General features: G+C 51.4%; 15 protein-coding genes. 12 read left to right on the top strand and 3 right to left on the bottom strand.

Annotation, left to right across the window (positions count from 1 at the left end):
• Nucleotides 1-31: 31 nt before the first annotated feature.
• The 10 genes from A372_RS0125505 to arcC all read left to right on the top strand — a co-directional run bounded on the left by A372_RS0125505 (nucleotide 32) and on the right by arcC (nucleotide 13,078).
• Nucleotides 32-1,174 carry a glycerate kinase gene (locus A372_RS0125505; protein ID WP_019423756.1) on the top strand — a complete coding sequence of 381 codons (1,143 nt, stop codon included), beginning with the start codon at nucleotides 32-34 and terminating at the stop codon, nucleotides 1,172-1,174.
• 430 nt (nucleotides 1,175-1,604) lie between these two features.
• Nucleotides 1,605-3,296 (top strand): PucR family transcriptional regulator ligand-binding domain-containing protein, encoded by a 1,692-nt coding sequence (locus A372_RS0125500; RefSeq protein WP_019423755.1) that lies wholly within the window; start codon nucleotides 1,605-1,607, stop codon nucleotides 3,294-3,296.
• Between the two features lie 274 nt (nucleotides 3,297-3,570).
• The gene (allC, locus tag A372_RS0125495) at nucleotides 3,571-4,803 is read left to right on the top strand and encodes an allantoate deiminase (protein ID WP_019423754.1); all 1,233 of its coding nucleotides are present in this window, start codon (nucleotides 3,571-3,573) and stop codon (nucleotides 4,801-4,803) included.
• A gap of 52 nt (nucleotides 4,804-4,855) precedes the next feature.
• A complete protein-coding gene (locus A372_RS0125490; protein WP_019423753.1) occupies nucleotides 4,856-6,094 on the top strand; it encodes an MFS transporter in 1,239 nt (412 codons plus the stop codon).
• 76 nt (nucleotides 6,095-6,170) lie between these two features.
• The gene (allE, locus tag A372_RS0125485) at nucleotides 6,171-6,938 is read left to right on the top strand and encodes a (S)-ureidoglycine aminohydrolase (protein ID WP_019423752.1); all 768 of its coding nucleotides are present in this window, start codon (nucleotides 6,171-6,173) and stop codon (nucleotides 6,936-6,938) included.
• Between the two features lie 93 nt (nucleotides 6,939-7,031).
• Complete coding sequence (gene allD, locus A372_RS0125480; RefSeq protein ID WP_019423751.1) at nucleotides 7,032-8,081, top strand: ureidoglycolate dehydrogenase; 1,050 nt, start codon at nucleotides 7,032-7,034, stop codon at nucleotides 8,079-8,081.
• A gap of 57 nt (nucleotides 8,082-8,138) precedes the next feature.
• Nucleotides 8,139-9,899, top strand: a complete 1,761-nt coding sequence (fdrA, locus tag A372_RS0125475) for an acyl-CoA synthetase FdrA (protein WP_019423750.1) — start codon at nucleotides 8,139-8,141, stop codon at nucleotides 9,897-9,899.
• Between the two features lie 78 nt (nucleotides 9,900-9,977).
• A complete protein-coding gene (locus tag A372_RS0125470) occupies nucleotides 9,978-11,237 on the top strand; it encodes a DUF1116 domain-containing protein (protein WP_019423749.1) in 1,260 nt (419 codons plus the stop codon).
• A gap of 37 nt (nucleotides 11,238-11,274) precedes the next feature.
• Nucleotides 11,275-12,213 carry a DUF2877 domain-containing protein gene (locus A372_RS0125465; protein WP_019423748.1) on the top strand — a complete coding sequence of 313 codons (939 nt, stop codon included), beginning with the start codon at nucleotides 11,275-11,277 and terminating at the stop codon, nucleotides 12,211-12,213.
• On the top strand, nucleotides 12,143-13,078 hold the full coding sequence (arcC, locus tag A372_RS0125460; RefSeq protein ID WP_019423747.1) for a carbamate kinase: 936 nt from the start codon (nucleotides 12,143-12,145) through the stop codon (nucleotides 13,076-13,078). The genes A372_RS0125465 and arcC overlap by 71 nt, the downstream gene beginning before the upstream one ends.
• A gap of 68 nt (nucleotides 13,079-13,146) precedes the next feature.
• Here arcC and A372_RS0125455 read toward each other — a convergent pair whose 3' ends face one another.
• Entirely contained in the window at nucleotides 13,147-13,392 is a 246-nt protein-coding gene (locus A372_RS0125455; RefSeq protein WP_019423746.1) for a NifU family protein, read from the bottom strand.
• 91 nt (nucleotides 13,393-13,483) lie between these two features.
• On the opposite strand from A372_RS0125455, the gene A372_RS0125450 reads away from it, so the two are divergent.
• A complete protein-coding gene (locus A372_RS0125450; RefSeq protein WP_019423745.1) occupies nucleotides 13,484-13,738 on the top strand; it encodes a YuzB family protein in 255 nt (84 codons plus the stop codon).
• A gap of 21 nt (nucleotides 13,739-13,759) precedes the next feature.
• Here the strand turns inward: A372_RS0125450 and A372_RS0125445 are convergent, their stop codons facing one another.
• On the bottom strand, nucleotides 13,760-14,833 hold the full coding sequence (locus A372_RS0125445; protein ID WP_019423744.1) for an NAD(P)/FAD-dependent oxidoreductase: 1,074 nt from the start codon (nucleotides 14,831-14,833) through the stop codon (nucleotides 13,760-13,762).
• A 185-nt stretch (nucleotides 14,834-15,018) separates the two neighbouring features.
• A complete protein-coding gene (gene mqnE, locus A372_RS0125440) occupies nucleotides 15,019-16,125 on the bottom strand; it encodes an aminofutalosine synthase MqnE (RefSeq protein WP_019423743.1) in 1,107 nt (368 codons plus the stop codon).
• Between the two features lie 301 nt (nucleotides 16,126-16,426).
• On the opposite strand from mqnE, the gene A372_RS0125435 reads away from it, so the two are divergent.
• A complete protein-coding gene (locus A372_RS0125435; RefSeq protein ID WP_019423742.1) occupies nucleotides 16,427-16,786 on the top strand; it encodes a HesB/IscA family protein in 360 nt (119 codons plus the stop codon).
• Nucleotides 16,787-17,438: the final 652 nt, after the last annotated feature.

Below are 17,438 nucleotides of genomic sequence, written 5' to 3'. Positions count from 1 at the left end.
TATAAAGGTTAATAGGGAGGGAGTGGAGAGAATGAAGGTTATTATTGCTCCAGACTCATTTAAAGAGAGCTTATCCGCATTAGAGGCATGTCATGCCATAGAGAAGGGATGGCGCAAGGTATTTCCAGATGCGGAAGTTGTAAAGGTGCCGATGGCTGACGGCGGGGAAGGCACGGTGCAGTCGTTGGTGGATGCAACAGGAGGACGATTGATTCATTGTGAAGTGACGGGACCGCTCGGCACGCCTGTGAAAGCGTTCTATGGCATGCTTGGCGACGGCAAGACGGCGATTATCGAGATGGCGGCGGCATCGGGCCTGGCGCTTGTACCGCAGGAGCTGCGTAATCCGCTCGTGACGACGACGCGCGGGACGGGAGAGCTCATTGTGTCGGCGTTGAACGAGGGAGTGAGCACGGTTATTCTCGGCCTCGGCGGCAGCGCTACGAACGACGGCGGCGCGGGGATGGCACAGGCGCTTGGGGTGCGGCTGCTTGCCGAAGATGGCTTCGACATCGGCCAAGGCGGCGGAGAGCTGCAGCGTATTGCCCGCATCGATATGAGTGAAGCCGATCCACGGCTGAAGCAAGTTACTTTCGTGGCGGCGTGTGATGTGGATAACCCGCTAACCGGAGAGAGAGGCGCTTCGGCCGTATTTGGTCCCCAAAAAGGTGCTGGAGCGGACATGGTGCGGCAGTTGGACGACAATCTCGTCCATTATGCCGCTATGATTAAGGAATATTTGGGGAGCGACGTGGAACAGATTTCAGGTGCAGGAGCTGCCGGAGGGCTTGGCGCTGGCGTGCTGGCTTTCTTGGGAGCAGAGCTGAAGCGGGGCGTTGACATCGTCATCGAAGCGACAGGACTTGCTTCGCAGGTGAGGGACGCGGATCTCGTCATTACGGGTGAAGGCCGAATTGACAGTCAGACGATTTACGGCAAGACGCCGATGGGGGTCGCCAAGACGGCAAAGCTATACGGGGTGCCGGTCATCGGCCTCGCGGGCACGCTGTCGGATGGACATGAAGTCGTGCATGAGCATGGCATTGACATGGTGTTTACGATCGTGCCTGGCGTATGCAGCTTGGACGATGCGATGAGACAAGCCGCTGGCAATATGGAACAGACGGCACGCAACATTGCTATGGCGTTAAAGTGCGGCAGCAATCTAGCGTAATACCATGGTGATATGAGGCGGATGCTTCCTTTTTGGAAGGGGCCGCCTCTTTTTTGACCATTAAGGAATGATTAAGTTCTGTGAAGCGAAAATGTGAAACCAAATATTCCTTATGGCGTTAAAACCAACCTTTAAACGCGGTCGCTCATCTTAGAAATGCCTCGATAGAGGTTTTCTCATCACTATTTATTGCTTTTGGGGAGGATTTCAAGCCTATAGCTATTTTAATTTCGGTCACAAAAATTTCATGGCGCAGTTGCCGAAAATGATGAATTTCATGCTGACTTACGTTACTCTTAATAGAAGACAACTCCAATTTTCTAACGAAAAATACGGTCTGAACAACCTCATTCTCAAGGGAATAGGGGAGTTGGCTTGTTTCTTTCTTTGCTCGACTAATCTACCTCTACATCGATAGGAGCGGGAAATGATGGAATTCAGGGTAAAGGATTTGTTTCAAATTGATACATTGAAGCAAGCGTTTGTAGTCAGCGGCAAGCAGGGCCTGAACAATCCAATTCGCGGAGTAACAATTATTGAGGCTCCGGATATTGCGGAGTGGATTAACGGGGGGGAATTGCTGCTGAGCAGTCTATATCCGCTGCAATCATACAATCATAGCGAGCAGCAAGACTTCATGGCACAGTTATCCGAGAAAAAAGTAAGCGCTTTAATTATAAAAACGGGCAGGTTTGTCCACGACATCCCTTCCGGCATCATTCAAGCTTCGGAGACGCACCATCTGCCCGTCATTCAAATTCCGAAAGAAGTTCCTTATCGTGAGATCATGTATCCGGTTATGGAATCTCTCTTTAACAACCAAGTGATCAAGCTCAGGTATTTTAAAGAAGTTCACGATCGATTTATTGCACTTACACTTGCTAATAAAGGATCGGGGAACATTATCAATTCCCTCAAAAGGTTGATTGGAAATCCCGTCACCCTGTACGACCGGAACTTCTGTTCCATATCGGCGACCGATCCGCAATTGGTACAGTATGAGGTACTGGAACGCGAGGAAGCTGATGCTGCCCGGATGGATACGGAATTTCCTTATTATCGGCAGCGTGCCATCTATCCGGAATGGGGCGGCAGAACGTGCGACCATTTTGTCATTCCGGTTGAAACGGTGAATCATATCAAGATCCACCTCGTTATCCATGAGACGTGCAAAACAGTGGAAGCGCTTGATTTCGTTGCGATTGAGAACGCGGCCACCTCCTTATCGCTCGAGCTCGTCAAGCAATACGCCGTGGCAGAGGTGGAAATGAAATTCAAAGATGATTTAATCGATGATTTGCTGCACGCTAAGATTGAATCGCTGCAGAGCGTATATCAGCGGGCCAATTTGATCGGCTGGGATTTGAACAAGACCTATGTCGTCGTGCTGTTCCGTCTGCGGAGCATGGATGCTTGCAATGAGAAGGAGATGGACCTGTACGGTTACCACAATCCATATCACCGCATGCTTCATGAATTAATTCAGAAGGAGCTTCCGGAAGGCACCATCCGGAACCGGAGCGATCAACTCATTGTGTTATGGAATGTTGAAAGCGCTCACGGGGATAAATTAGCCTGTGTGCGCACGATTAAAGAGGCGGCTAAGAGCATCCAGCAAACGATTTGCAAGCGTGTACAGCATCTTGATTTGCAGGTTGGCATCGGAAATGCGGCCTATGAGATATCCGAGTTGCCCAGAAGCTATAAGGAAGCCCAGGATGCTTTACAGCTTGGGACGATGATTAAGGGCAAATCCGCGATTGCGGCTTTTTCGGATTTGGGCATATACCGATTACTCTGTCAAATCGAGGATGCTGACGAGCTTGCGAAATTTATTCCGCTTTCGTTAAAAAAATTGCTCGCCTACAAACAGCCGAACCGGGAAGATTTAATCAAGACGCTGCAAACGTTTTTACAGCACCATCAAAACGCTGCCAAAACAGCAGAGGATCTGTACGTCCATTATAAGACCGTGACCTACCGAATTGAACGCATTAAGGAGATTACCGGTATTGATATGGATGACCCGGATGAGATGCTGTCTGTGCAGGTCGGGTTGAAAATTCTCGTCCTGCTTGGCGACAGGCCCCTATCTTTACAAACAAAGCAAGCAGGCGTGTGATCACGGAACAATATGGCCTTTGACATTCAGGCTCCGCTTCATGAGGGTGAAACCGCTCTCATGGGACGGAGTTTTTTTGTTGATCTTTTTTATCCTGTTTGGATAAAAAAAAGGGATGTTTTTTATCGAGATGCCTCGATGTTATTCCTTTTTAAAGCGTTTACAATCAAGTTGCAAGCAAAAACGGCCATAAATGGTTGCGCCACGGATAAGCGGAACGCCGTTTATCCCGCTTGGATAATGCACACATCTTACAGAAAGGACAGATACAATTATGGAAAATATCCAAACGGAAACCGTTCGCCTTGTCGAGTGGCTGAGCCAGTTCGGCAATGACCCGGATGGAGGCGTCTCGCGCCTGCTGTATTCCAAGGAATGGACGTCTGCACAGAAAGCATTGGAGCAGTACATGCAAGAGGAAGGGTTCACCACTTATTACGATGAGATTGGCAATTTGTACGGACGGTTGGAAGGAAGCCAACACCCCGATGAAACGATTATGAGCGGTTCCCATGTGGATACGGTGCGCAACGGCGGGAAGTATGACGGGCAATACGGAATCATCGCCGCTTTGATGGCGATGCGGGCCTTGAAGCGGCAGTATGGTCAACCGCTGCGCACGTTGGAAGTGGTATCGTTTGCGGAAGAAGAAGGCAGCCGGTTTCCTTATACGTTCTGGGGGAGCAAAAATCTTATGGGCGTGGCGAAAAAGGAGGATGTCCAAGACATCGCCGACTTCAATGGCGTGCCTTTCACGGAAGCGATGGAGCAAGCGGGATTCCGCTTCCGCGATGGATCGGCGGAACCACGCACCGATATTAAAGCGTTTGTCGAACTGCATATTGAGCAGGGCAGCGTGTTGGAACACGAAGGCCTGTCGGTCGGCGTTGTTCACAGCATCGTCGGCCAGCGGCGCTTTACCGTCGAAATCTCCGGAGAAGCCAACCATGCCGGAACGACGCCAATGGGATACCGCAAAGACGCCGTTCATGCGGCGGGCCGGATGATTCAACAAATTCTGGATCAAGCGCAAGCGCATGGTGATCCGCTTGTGACGACGGTGGGAAAGATTGAAGTGAAGCCGAACGTGGTTAATGTCGTGCCGGGCAAAGCGCTGTTCACCTTGGATATCCGTCATACAGACAAAGCGGAGCTGATCCGATTCTCCGACGAAGTGACAGAGTTGATGAAACGGACCGCGAGAAAAATCGGGGTGGAGTTGAACATAGAAATGTGGATGGATGAGGATCCCGTTCCGATGAACAACCAGATTCTCGATGTATTGGAACGGCAATGCCGGGAACACAACATTCCGTTCAAATCGATGCACAGCGGAGCAGGACACGATTCTCAGATTATGGCGAAGTTTGTGCCTACGGCGATGCTGTTCGTTCCAAGCCGCAAGGGGATCAGTCACAATCCGGAAGAGTACACCAGTCCGGAGCAGCTTGCAGACGGCATACAAGCTTTGACCCATGCGCTATATGAGTTGGCGTACCAAGCATGATTGGCAACGAAAGACAGGCACAAATCGATTTGCGCTGAGGAGAGTGGGTAATGTGAGGGACGCAAGCGAACAGGGAAAGTGGGAATATTGGAAAAAAGTCATCGTTATGCTTTGTCTCGGATGGACGGTCATTTGGATTTACCGCACCATCTTGAATCCGATTCTTCCCGAAATTCAACGTGATTTGAATGTTACATCAGACGCGAGCATGGGCCTCATCTTCAGTGTGTTCTTCTTCGCCTATACGATGATGCAAATTCCGTCGGGGTTGCTGGCGGACAGGTTCGGACGGAAGACGATAATCATTCCGGGATTTATCCTGTTTACCGTCGGGGCTGTTCTCGTCGGGTTCTCGACCTCGCTCATGTTCATTTTGGTAGCGAGCTTCATTACGGGATTAGGACAAGGCACTTATTACGGTCCTGCATATTCCATCTCGTCGGAGACGATCCCGAAGGAGAAGCGGGGCATTTCCACGGCTATCATTAACAGCGGTTCCGCCATTGGTATGGCCATCGGCCTCATCGGTTCGAGCTTCCTAGTGAAGGATGCCGGCTGGGATTGGCGGGTGCTGCTCTTTATTACGGCAGGTTTGGCGTTCACCTTAATGCTGGTGTTCGCCAAGAACATCAAGAAGACCACGGTGCTGTCCAAAGCGGCAGCGGCGGATTCGGAGGAGGATGTCCAGGATAAGGCGACATTAAAGCGGCTGTTAGCCAATCCGAAGATGATTGCCTCCTATGTGCTTTATTTTGCGACTTGCTATGGCTATTACATGATTGTTACATGGCTTCCGTCTTATCTGCAGGAAGAACGGGGCTTTCATGGGACAGCTATCGGCTTTGCAGCCGCTCTGGTTGCGTTCAGCGCCGTACCAGGCGCCTTGCTCTTCAGCCGGCTGTCCGACAAGTTCATGCACAAGAAGATTACGTTCATCATCATTTTGGAACTGCTTGCGGCAGTCATGTTATATTTGACCGTTTCAGTTAATACGAACACCTTGCTCATCATCTGTCTGATTCTGTACGGCTTTCTCGGCAAGCTGGCCGTTGAGCCTCTCTTAATCTCGTATGTGGCGGATATCGCGCCGAAGCAAGGAATCGGGACGACGTTCGGTTTCTTCAACTTTTTCGGCATGATGTCATCGGTCGTAGCTCCGTTCGTCACCGGCCTCATATCTGATGCGACGGGCAGCAAGGTATTGGGCTTCTATCTGGCAACCATCATCATTGTCGTCGGGGCGGCGGTTATGCTGCTGGCTAACGTGAAGAAGACGCCTAAGACGACTTGATACTTCTGTTCTCAAAATCTAATATTCTAAAATTCGTAGTGCAAATGGGTTCATTAGAAAAAGGAGAGTGTGAAACATGGGTTATCCGCAAGATTTGTTATCGAGCCGTTCCATTATCAAACGCGGCAACTTCGCCTTAATTCCGCCAGAAGGATTGGTCAAAAATATCGTACCTGGCTTTGAACAATGCGATTTGACGATATTGGCCTCCCCGCGACTCGGCGCCAAATTCGTCGATTATGTGGTGACGATGCACGAGGGGGGCAAGAATGCACAAGGTTTCGGCGAAGACGGCGTAGAAACATTCGTGTACTGTATGGAAGGACAGGTGAAGGCTTCCGCCAATAAAGAGTCATTCTCACTGAAGGAAGGCGGTTACTTGTACTGTCCGCCGGGCGTGAAGCTGTACTTGGAGAACGAGTTGGCTGAAGATACGCGATTGTTTTTGTACAAGCAGAAATATACGCCGCTTGAAGGGAATACCCATACCCCATGGGTCGTTGCAGGGAACGTGCACGATATTGAGGCGATCGATTACGACGGCATGACGAATGTCAAGCTGAAGGACTTGCTTCCAACTGACCTCGCGTTCGATATGAATTTTCATATTTTGTCGTTTGAGCCGGGCGGCTGCCATCCGTTTGTGGAGACGCATTATCAAGAGCACGGGGCGATTATGCTATCCGGTGAAGGCGTCTACAATCTGGACAATGAATGGATTCCGATTAAAAAAGGGGATTACTTGTACATGGGTCCTTACGTGCCGCAAGCGACCTACGCTGTAGGCAGAGAATCGTTCGCCTACTTGTATTCCAAAGATTGTAACCGGGATGCGTCCCTATAGAGCGATATGGATCAACCGCTTCCTGTTGCTGGCCAGACCTAGCTCGGTCCAGCAGCAGGCAGAAGGCGGAATACAAGCAAAGAGGGAATTGACATGAGAGTAACCAAACAGAAACTGTATGAGCTTATCCGAACAAAATTGTCCCGTGCCGGATTGTCTGCCGATCATGCGGATGTAGTGGCGGACGTGCTCGTTCATGCTGATGTCCGCGGCGTCCACTCGCACGGTGCCATGCGGGTCGAATATTATGCGGAACGCATTGCGAAAGGCGGAACGAACGTGAATCCTCGCTTTACGTTCGAGAAGACAGGGCCGTGCTCCGCCGTGTTCGACGGGGATAACGGCGCTGGGCATGTCGCGGCTAAGCAGGCGATGGAAGAGGCAGTGAATATTGCCAAGGAACATGGCGTCGCCGTGGTTGGGGTAAGACAAATCGGGCATAGCGGATCGCTGTCCTATTATGTGCAGCAAGCGGCGCGGGAAGGGCTAATTGGCATCTCTGTCTGCCAATCCGATCCGATGGTCGTGCCTTTTGGAGGGGCCGAACCATACTACGGCACGAACCCGATTGCCTTCGCCGCTCCCGGCGAAGGAAGCACGATCATGACCTTCGATATGGCGACGACCGTCCAAGCTTGGGGGAAGATTCTACACGCCCGTTCGAAGCACGAGACGATTCCGGATACGTGGGCGGTGGATGAACGCGGAGTGAGGACGAGTGACCCGTTTCAAGTGCACGCGCTGCTTCCGATTGCAGGCCCGAAAGGGTACGGGTTGATGATGATGGTCGATGTGCTGTCCGGCATTCTGCTCGGTCTGCCATTCGGCAATCAGGTCAGCTCAATGTACCACGATCTGACTGAGGGCCGGAATCTGGGACAGCTTCATATTGTGCTTGACCCGTCCTTTTTTACCGATTTAGAAATATTCCGGCGCAACATTTCGAAGACGATGCGTGATCTGAACGGCATCAATCCCGCACCTGGCTTCGAGCGCGTTCTCTACCCGGGGCAGAACTATGACCTGATCGAGCAGGAGAACGAAGCTAACGGCATTGAGATTGTAGATGAGGTATATGACTATCTCGCGTCCGATGTCGTTCATAACAACACTTACGATCATAAAGATCCCTTTGCCACGTAACACGTGCATTACAGGAATGTCATTACAATCAAAATGGACAACCAGAGGTGAACCAGAATGCTGCATACGATCATTAAAAAAAATTCGTATCAAGATTCAGTCAATTTGATGCTTCTGACCAATCATATTTCTGCGCTTGAAGGCGTAACGCAAGCGTCCATCATGATGGGAACGCCGGCCAACAAGGACATTATGCGCAATTCCGGATTGTATACGGGTGAGCTGGAGCAGGCTGGAGCCAACGATATGTGCATTGTCATCGATGCCGAGGCGCAAAGCAAGCTGGATCATATTCTCGCTGCCGTTGACAGCTTTTTAAGCGACCAATCCGTCAGCAGCGGCCAGTCCGCAATCGAGAGCGTCCGTTCGTGGGAGCGCGCGCTGAAGGAGAGCCCGGATGCCAATCTGGCCATCATTTCGGTACCAGGCCAATATGCGGCGGCAGAAGCGGGAAAAGCGCTCGATCACGGCCTGCATGCCTTCGTCTTCAGCGACAATGTGCCGGTGGAAGAAGAGTTGAGTCTGAAACGGAAGGCGCATGAAAAAGGGCTGCTCGTGATGGGGCCTGATTGCGGTACGGGTATTTTGTCAGGCGTTCCGCTCGCCTTCGCGAACCGGGTGACAGCGGGCAATATCGGCATCGTCGGCGCATCGGGCACCGGCATTCAAGAGGTGACGACGCTGATCGACCGCATGGGCGGCGGCATCAGTCACGCGATTGGTACCGGAGGACGTGACCTCTCGGAAACCGTCGGGGCGATTACGATGCTGGACGGTATCTGCGGACTGGCGCACAACGACCGGACCGAAGTGATTGTCATCGTATCCAAGCCACCGGCCAAGGCGGTGCGCGATAAGGTTGTGGGCCAGCTGCAAGGGCTGTCCAAGCCGGTGGTCACGCTCTTCCTCGGAGAGAAACCCGCCGCGCATGAAGGGAATGTCTATCAAGCCTATACGTTGGAGGAAGCGGCGATGATTGCGGTCGATCTGGCCAAAGGCGCCGCAGTGAAACCATTATATAGCTTACCGCTCGAAGTGCCGGAGGCAGCATTGAATCCGGGGCAGACCTCGATTCAGGGCTTGTATGCCGGCGGCACATTGGCTGCCGAAGCGGCCATGCTCATCGCGGATGCGCTTCAACTGAAGGACGGGCTTATTCATGAAGCGGGTTATGTTCTCAAATCGAACGGTCATGCCATAGTTGATTTGGGCGACGATATGTACACGCAAGGCAAGCCGCATCCGATGATCGATCCGGCTACTCGGATTCAGCATATCGAGAAGGCTGCGCAAGACCCAATCACGGCGGTTATATTGTTCGACGTCGTACTGGGGTACGGTGGCCATGACGACATGGCGAGTGTGCTGGCGCCGGCTATCGAGAAAGCGGCAGCCAAGGCACAGACGGAGGGCCGCAAGCTCTACTTTGTGGCCGCTCTGTGCGGAACTCGTCAAGATCCGCAGTCTTATGAGGAGCAGAAGCGCAAGTTCGAACAGGCGGGCGTACTTGTCAAAGAGAGCAACAATCAAGCGGTACGCACCGTGCTGGCCATGATGAAGCTCGGCCTCGAAGAAGTGCCGAAGGCGCACCGTCCAGCAGCAACGACTATCTCCGAAGGGTTCTCTGCATCTGCCGCAGTCGAAGCGCTGCTTGGAGGGAAGCCGTCCGTCATTAACGTGGGCTTGCAGAAATTTACGGAAGCCATTACTGCAAGCGGTGCCAAGGCGATCCAGTACGATTGGAGGCCGGTTGCGGGCGGCAGCGTAAAGATGCAGCGCATATTAAGCCAGTTGAACGATTACCGGTTTACGAATTAACTGTGAATCAACTGCGAATTAACCGCGTCAACGATGAACTATCGACGTCGCGGATGAACAGCCGGGAGGGAATCTCATATGAAATATCAGACAATTGATGAAGCCAATCAGGCGGTTATTGATAAAATTGCCGGCGGAACGCCGTTTCTCGTCGATGTGGTGCCGGCACGCACCGTCATTCCGGAGTTGGAAGGCAAGACGCTGCTGCATGCGGGTCCGCCGATAGCATACAAGGACATGACGGGCCCGATGCAAGGCTCATGCGTAGGCGCCGCTTTATTCGAGGGCTGGGCGAAGGATGAAACGGAGGCCCGCGGCATGCTTGAACGGGGCGACATCCATTTCATCCCGTGCCACCATGTCAAGGCAGTCGGCCCTATGGGAGGAATCACATCAGGAAATATGCCAGTATTCGTAGTCAATAACCGTTCCGAAGGCAATGAGGCTTACTGCATCATGAATGAAGGCATCGGCAAGGTGCTGCGCTTCGGCGCCTATTCGGAAGAGGTCGTCACCCGCTTGACATGGATGAAGGACGTGCTTGGTCCGGTGCTTTCCCGAGCGCTCAAGGCGACGAAGGAAGGACTTAACCTGAACGTCATGATCGCGAAGGCGATTACGATGGGAGATGAATTCCATCAACGCAACATTGCCGCTTCACTCGTCTTTTTGAAAGAAATCAGCCCTTATATCGTCAATCTCGATATGGATAAGCAAGAGATGCGGAACGTTATCAAATTTTTGGCGGACACCGATCAGTTCTTCTTGAACATCATGATGGCAGCGACCAAGGCCGTGATGGATGGCGCCCGCACGATCGAAGCAGGCACGGTCGTCACCGCCATGTGCCGGAACGGAAGAGACTTCGGAATCCGCATCAGCGGCATGGGAGACGAATGGTTTACCGCACCCGTAAACACGCCGCAAGGGCTCTTCTTTACCGGATATTCGCAAGCAGACGCCAATCCGGACATCGGCGACAGCGCCATTACGGAAACATTCGGCGTCGGAGGGATGGCAATGATTGCCGCGCCGGGCGTTACGCGGTTTGTCGGCGCCGGGGGATTTCAAGATGCCTTGGCAACGAGCAACGAAATGGTCGAAATTTCAATCGACCAGAACCCGAACTTTACGGTCCCGACCTGGAACTTCCGTGGCATTTGCCTCGGTATCGATGCCCGGAAGGTAGTGGAAACAGGAATTACACCTGTCATTAATACCGGTATCGCCCACAAGGAGCCGGGGGTGGGGCAGATTGGCGCCGGTACGGTCCGTCCGCCTGTCGAATGCTTTGAGAAAGCGCTTGAAGCTTATGCGTCCAAGCTCGGACTTCTGTAGCGCACCGCTGTATACGTCGTGTCTCATGGGGGAGGAGATGCACGCTCAACTTGCGGCACTCCTCTCCCGAAGGCCGAGCGGCTACGTCCACAGCATATTCGAGAACGGCATCAACTTGGCTATGGGAGACGCGCTAGTATTTGTCGGGACGGCGAAGAACGGCAGACTTCCCTTCGGCATTCATATGGGACAAGAGAGCGTGAGAAGGCTGCGCTTCTATGTCAGGCGCAACGACGTCATTGCCGGGACGCCAGACATCATTCAATTTCATCATCCAACATACCCGCTTACGCTTGATCTTTCTCAAGCCGTGCCGTTCCGCAATGAAATCCGTGCCGAGCGTTACCGGATGAATCGTGATTTATTTCACGTCTGTTCATTTATGGAAACATGTCTCTCTTGGGGTGTGCCGACCGGACTCGATGTGGAATGGGACCGCTTTCTCGCGCATGATTATATGCCGGATGACCCGCAGTACGTCACGGTACAGCATGCGGAACAACTGCTTGACGCCTTGCTTTCCGGGGAAGTCCGAGTCATTGAGTCGCATTTGCGCTATTTTCTCGGGCGCGGGAAAGGATTGACGCCATCGGGCGACGACTTTCTTGTCGGATTGTTGGCCGTTCATAGGTTAACCGAAGCTTTTCATCCAGCGTTTTTGACCATCTTGCGTCATATTGTGGAAAGAGAAGCCATCACGACGGATGTAAGCAAAGCTTATTTGCTCCATGCGCTGCATGGCCGATTCAGCGACACAGTAACCCAGGTGTTGAACGCGATGACTACGGAAGATACATCTCATTTTCAAGCCAAGCTTGCACAATTGCTGCACACCGGACACAGCTCCGGGATTGATACGGCATTCGGGATCGCCAATGCCATCATAGCCCTAAGGAGGTATGAATATGTCAGAACGAGTTGTGATTGCATTGGGGGGCAACGCCATTTTGCAGCCTCATCAAGAAGCAACCTATGAGAACCAGCTTGAAAATGTACGCAGCAGCAGCGAAGTTATTGCCGATATCGTGCAAAAGGGCTACGAAGTAGTAATTACGCACGGCAATGGTCCGCAGGTGGGGTTGATTTTGCAGCAAAATGAAGAAGCGAAAGAGGTTGTCCCTCCTTTTCCGTTAGACGTGTGCAACGCGGAGTCTCAAGGATTGATCGGCTATATGCTCGATCAATGCTTGAAGAATGAGCTGCGGAAGCGGGGATTGCCACAGCAGGTCGTCAGTGTGCTGACGCAAACGCAGGTGTCTCAGGAAGATGAAGCCTTCCGGCATCCGACCAAGCCGATTGGCACCTTCTACAGCGGAGAAGAAGCCAAGCAAATGATGCGGGAGAAAGGCTGGAACATGCGGGAAGATGCGGGCCGGGGGTGGAGGCGCGTCGTTCCTTCGCCGCAGCCGCAATCCATATTGGAAGCGGAGACGATTATGAAGCTTGTGGAGAGCGGGGTGATTGTCATTGCTTCCGGCGGTGGCGGCATACCCGTTGTCCAAGAAGCGGATGGCACGATTAAAGGCGTCGAAGCGGTGATCGACAAGGACCGCAGCGGCCGCAAATTGGCTCAGGAAGCGAACGCCGATATTTTTATGATGGTGACCGATGTGAAGAATGTGTTTATTCATTACGGAAAACCGGAACAGCAGGCGCTAGGACATGTCGGTACGTGTGAAGCGAGACGGTATGTCGGGGAGGGGCATTTCTCCACCGGCAGTATGGGACCGAAGATGGAGGCGGCCGTTTCGTTTGCGGAGCAGGGCAAACACGCCATTATATGTTCACTTGAAGATGCCGCTCTGGCTCTGACAGGAACAGCCGGGACGCATATCTCCTAATCTCATCGGTATAAACAAAGAGGCTGTAACAAGCGGCAACCTGCCGCTTGCATACAGCCTCTTCTCAATTAAAATACTTGAACAACTTCCTTAACGCCTTCCACTTCTTCCACCAAAGCGCGTTCGATCCCCGCTTTTAATGTAATGGTGGAGCTAGGGCAGCTGCCGCAAGCGCCCATCAAGCGCAGTTTTACGATACCGTCCTCAACGTCGACCAATTCAACGTCGCCGCCGTCACGTTGCAGAAACGGGCGCAGTTTATCTAACACTTCCAGCACTTCGTCGTACATGCCGACTTGTGTATTTTCGCTCATCTTTGCCAACTCCTTTCATCCATGCTGCTTTTATTATATTATAAAGCTAACTGAATTCAAAGGCGCAAGATGAAAGAAGGGGATAAAGTCAATGCGACCGATCATAGAATTCTGCGTCAACAATATGCATCATGGAACAGATAGCGTTATGAAGCGCTTCGAACAGAATCCAGAATATGACGTTCTGGAGTATGGGTGTCTCGGCCATTGTGGAGAATGTTATATGTTTCCTTTCGCTTATGTCAACGGAGAGATCGTAGCAGCGGAAACCGCTGAGGAGCTATATAATAAGATTATGGCAAAAATTGAAGAACTACAAGCATGGGAGCAGTTGGACGTCGATTGACGTCGCTGCTCCCTTGTTTGTTTATCCTTTATGATGCTTGGACATCCATAATACTCCGCTTTTGATGACACGAGGCACATAACCAACGACGGCACGTTTGCCAACAACGCCGAATCCTGATTTCTTGCCGAGTGCGCCGAGGACACCCTTTAGCTTAATTTTACCAAGGTTCGGCGTTTCTCCCTGCCACATCGCCCGCATGACGTCAGCAATCTGCTCGCCTTGGGCTCCCGCCGCTTGCGCGCTCGGAGAGAAGGGCAAGCTTGCACAGTCTCCGACGACATACACGTTCGGATAATCCGGAATTTGATGGTACGGGTTAATGATAACTCGCCCCTGTGGATCCTTCGGTACAATGAGCTTCTGCACCGCTTCCACTGGTTGAATGCCTGCGGTCCATACGGTCACGTGAGAATGAATTTCTTCTTCCCCATCATCGATGCGATTGTAGATAACGCCGTCTTCCAAACGGCTGACGTTAACATGGGAACGCAGCTCGACCCCGCGTTCATTGAACCAGCCGGACACGAAGCGCGAGAGCTTCTCCGGGAAGGAGGACAGCACGCGCCCACCGCGGTCCAAAATGCGTATGTTCAAGTCAGCTCGGCTCTCGCGCAGTTCCGCAGCGAGTTCAACCCCACTTAGACCGCCGCCGACAATGTTGACTTGTCCGTAAGGCTTAATGTCATTCAACAGCTGATAGGTGCGTCTTGTGCTCGCAAGCGATTGAATGCTGTTGCCGAACTGCTCGGCACCCTCAATATTATGGTATTTGTCAGTACAGCCGAGTCCTATGACCAGATGATCATAGCTGAGCGGCTCGTCGTTGCTGAAATGGAGAAGCTGCGCGTCCAAGTCAATCGCTTGCACGTTGCCATAATGGATGTGTACACGCGGATCGCTCGGGAACTGAACGCGAATCTCCATGTCCGACACCGCCCCGGCAGCCAGTGCATAGTATTCTGTCTTTAAACCTTGATAGGGCATACGGTCAACCAATACAAGCTGTACATCAGAAGGCAGCTCGCCCTCAAGCAAACGCCCGATGATGGCCAAACCTCCGTAGCCGCCTCCTAAAATGACGTATCGTTTCATCCTTTCGACTTCCCCCCATGATGCCGAATATGTTAGAAAGATGTGTGCCGCCGCTAGCGGCGAGTACGTCGTATGGCCCCACTGTCTGTCTAGGTTGCCGATTCTTACGTTGTCTATCCAATAATGACATCAGGTTCCTCTATCTCTATATCCTAATTCTGCACACTAAAAATCAAAATTAGTAATTACTCGTACACTTTCACTTCGTTATAGAACGTATCACGCTCTACCGGAATGCGACCTGCCCCTTTGATCAGCCAAATCAGCTCATCGCGTGTCAAGCCTTCTGGAGTGAGCGCGCCTGCCGCATGGCTGATTCGCTCCTTCACGATAGTGCCATGCACGTCCGAAGCGCCGAAAGTGAGCGCCACTTGGGTAAGCTGTGTCCCGATATTAATGAAATACGCTTTAATGTGCTGAATGTTATCCAACATGAGACGGCTAATCGCGATCGTCTTCAAGTCCTCGTACGCCGAGTTGCGGCGTTTAATGCTCGCCTTCGGGCTCTTCGGCTGCATGGAGAGCGGAATAAATACGAGAAATCCGTTCGTCTCGTCCTGCAGTTCGCGAATTTTGATCATATGGCTTACACGATCTTCATGCGATTCGATTGCGCCGTACAGCATCGTCGTGTGTGTCTTCATGCCGAGCTGGTGCGCGGTGCGGTGCACCTCCAGATAACGGTCTACGCCGGCCTTCTCAACACGCATCTTCTTGCGGTACTCGTCCGACAAAATTTCAGCGCCGCCGCCCGTCAAGGATTGAAGTCCCGCATCCATCAATTGGCGCAGCACTTCCTCAATGCTCAAGCCGCTGATGCGGGTATAGAAATCAATTTCTGCGGCAGTATACGCCTTGAGCGTCACATTCGGATAAGTCTGATTCAGGATACGCAAGGAGTCCACATAGTATTGGAACGGAACGTGCGTGTTGTGTCCGCCTACAATGTGGAATTCACGCACGTCAGGATGAATGTGCTGATCAACGAAGTCAATCATTTCCTGTCCGGACAGCGTGTACGAACCGTCTTCGCCTTGATCACGGCGGAAGTTGCAGAATGCGCAGTGCGCTTCGCAGACATTCGTAAAGTAGAGCGACATATTTTCAATAAAATACACTTTTTTTCCGTTCTTGCGCAGATTCGCAAGGTTGGCCAATTGACCTAAGGTTAACAAATCGTCTGTCTCGTATAAATATACGCCGTCTTCCAGCGTCAAACGTTCACCGCGTTCAACTTTATCCGCGATTGCAGCCATGCGGGCATCCGCATGTCGTGTCATGACTGTGGTCATACACAGGCCTCCTTTGTTATTCATGCCTTGCATTGCTAGTGGCAACATTGCGAATGACACTATGAAGCATGTCCGGTATTTGTTTTCGGTCTCCAAACAAAATAAAAACTCCGCGGCGGAGACGTTCCGTCGGAGGATTGCAGTGAGACGTATCACATTAGCTAGTCATTTCCATTATACTCTTGCCTATCAGATGGGGCAATACATGTGAGGATCTGGAAGGGTGGATTTTCCATCAACTTCGTTCTCTTGTATCTGCCAAGCTGGATGGTTATACTTAGAAATACGAGGAGGGATTAGAATGATTACAATCAGCGATATTGCGGTTGAAAAAATACAAGAAATGATGGCTCAAGAAGAAAATGCGGGTTTGTTCCTGCGTCTAGGCGTGCGCCCAGGCGGTTGCAGCGGATTCTCATACGGAATGGGCTTTGATGATGAAGAGAACGAAGCGGACGTTCATATGGAAGTGAGCGGCATGAAAATCGTCATTGATAAAGAAAGCATGCCGTATTTGAATGGCCTCGTCATTGACTTTAAAGAATCCGGGATGTCGGGCGGATTTACTATCGACAATCCGAACGCCATCGCCACATGCGGGTGCGGCTCCAGCTTCCGTACGGCGAAGGATGAGGGCAAGGCGGAGAAATGCGACGATTAAGCTAGCACTGTTAATGACAGACCTCTCTAATGGTTAATGTTGAATTAATCATTAGAGAGGTCTTTATTTTGAATAGCATATGGTTGTGCTATATAAATTGAATTAAAGAAAGATCACATTTCCAACCAATAACGATACGCTGTCACGTTCTTCTCTCCACTCTCCCTCTCGTTCAGAAGGGGCATCCCTCCGTATGGTGAGCTTAACTTTGGTATACATGTCTCTAGTAACATTGCTTCTCAGACGATGCAGCAACATCACCTTTATATCACAACGCCTACAGTTGGAGACGCTCCTCCCAATATTACATCAACCGTTCGACCACACCATAGAGCGCCTGGGCGATGCTGGAATCATTGTTACTGAGCGGAGGGGAGAGTGATCGGGAACGCCGAACGGAAAGAGTACCGCCTCTCCAATATGAGATAAGTAACGAAGCTGTAACAAACTCTGAACAAGAAATTCAATAGTTCAACTTATATAGTAATGAATTATTTTTCTAAGTAAGCCCCATTGGAAAATATGCAGTCAAATGTACGGATTGGACGGTCGAACGGCACGTGGACTGTATTTTGTACAGTGGAATTAGCTGTTTTTAGCGAACGCAGCGAAATGAGTGTGAATGGATTGGATAAATTCCAATGAAGTCTGC

It is taken from the genome of Paenibacillus sp. OSY-SE, from assembly GCF_000283315.1.
In the GTDB taxonomy this organism is placed as follows: domain Bacteria; phylum Bacillota; class Bacilli; order Paenibacillales; family Paenibacillaceae; genus Paenibacillus_B; species Paenibacillus_B profundus.
This window is presented reverse-complemented; position numbering and strand designations above follow the sequence as displayed.

Coding starts and splice junctions, on each gene's coding strand:
- A372_RS0125505 (WP_019423756.1), top strand. CDS start 32: ATGAAGGTTATTATTGCTCCAGACTCATTTAAAGAGAGCTTATCCGCA.
- A372_RS0125500 (WP_019423755.1), top strand. CDS start 1,605: ATGGAATTCAGGGTAAAGGATTTGTTTCAAATTGATACATTGAAGCAA.
- allC (WP_019423754.1), top strand. CDS start 3,571: ATGGAAAATATCCAAACGGAAACCGTTCGCCTTGTCGAGTGGCTGAGC.
- allE (WP_019423752.1), top strand. CDS start 6,171: ATGGGTTATCCGCAAGATTTGTTATCGAGCCGTTCCATTATCAAACGC.
- allD (WP_019423751.1), top strand. CDS start 7,032: ATGAGAGTAACCAAACAGAAACTGTATGAGCTTATCCGAACAAAATTG.
- fdrA (WP_019423750.1), top strand. CDS start 8,139: ATGCTGCATACGATCATTAAAAAAAATTCGTATCAAGATTCAGTCAAT.
- A372_RS0125470 (WP_019423749.1), top strand. CDS start 9,978: ATGAAATATCAGACAATTGATGAAGCCAATCAGGCGGTTATTGATAAA.
- A372_RS0125465 (WP_019423748.1), top strand. CDS start 11,275: ATGCACGCTCAACTTGCGGCACTCCTCTCCCGAAGGCCGAGCGGCTAC.
- arcC (WP_019423747.1), top strand. CDS start 12,143: ATGTCAGAACGAGTTGTGATTGCATTGGGGGGCAACGCCATTTTGCAG.
- A372_RS0125455 (WP_019423746.1), bottom strand. CDS start 13,392: ATGAGCGAAAATACACAAGTCGGCATGTACGACGAAGTGCTGGAAGTG.
- A372_RS0125450 (WP_019423745.1), top strand. CDS start 13,484: ATGCGACCGATCATAGAATTCTGCGTCAACAATATGCATCATGGAACA.
- A372_RS0125445 (WP_019423744.1), bottom strand. CDS start 14,833: ATGAAACGATACGTCATTTTAGGAGGCGGCTACGGAGGTTTGGCCATC.
- mqnE (WP_019423743.1), bottom strand. CDS start 16,125: ATGACCACAGTCATGACACGACATGCGGATGCCCGCATGGCTGCAATC.
- A372_RS0125435 (WP_019423742.1), top strand. CDS start 16,427: ATGATTACAATCAGCGATATTGCGGTTGAAAAAATACAAGAAATGATG.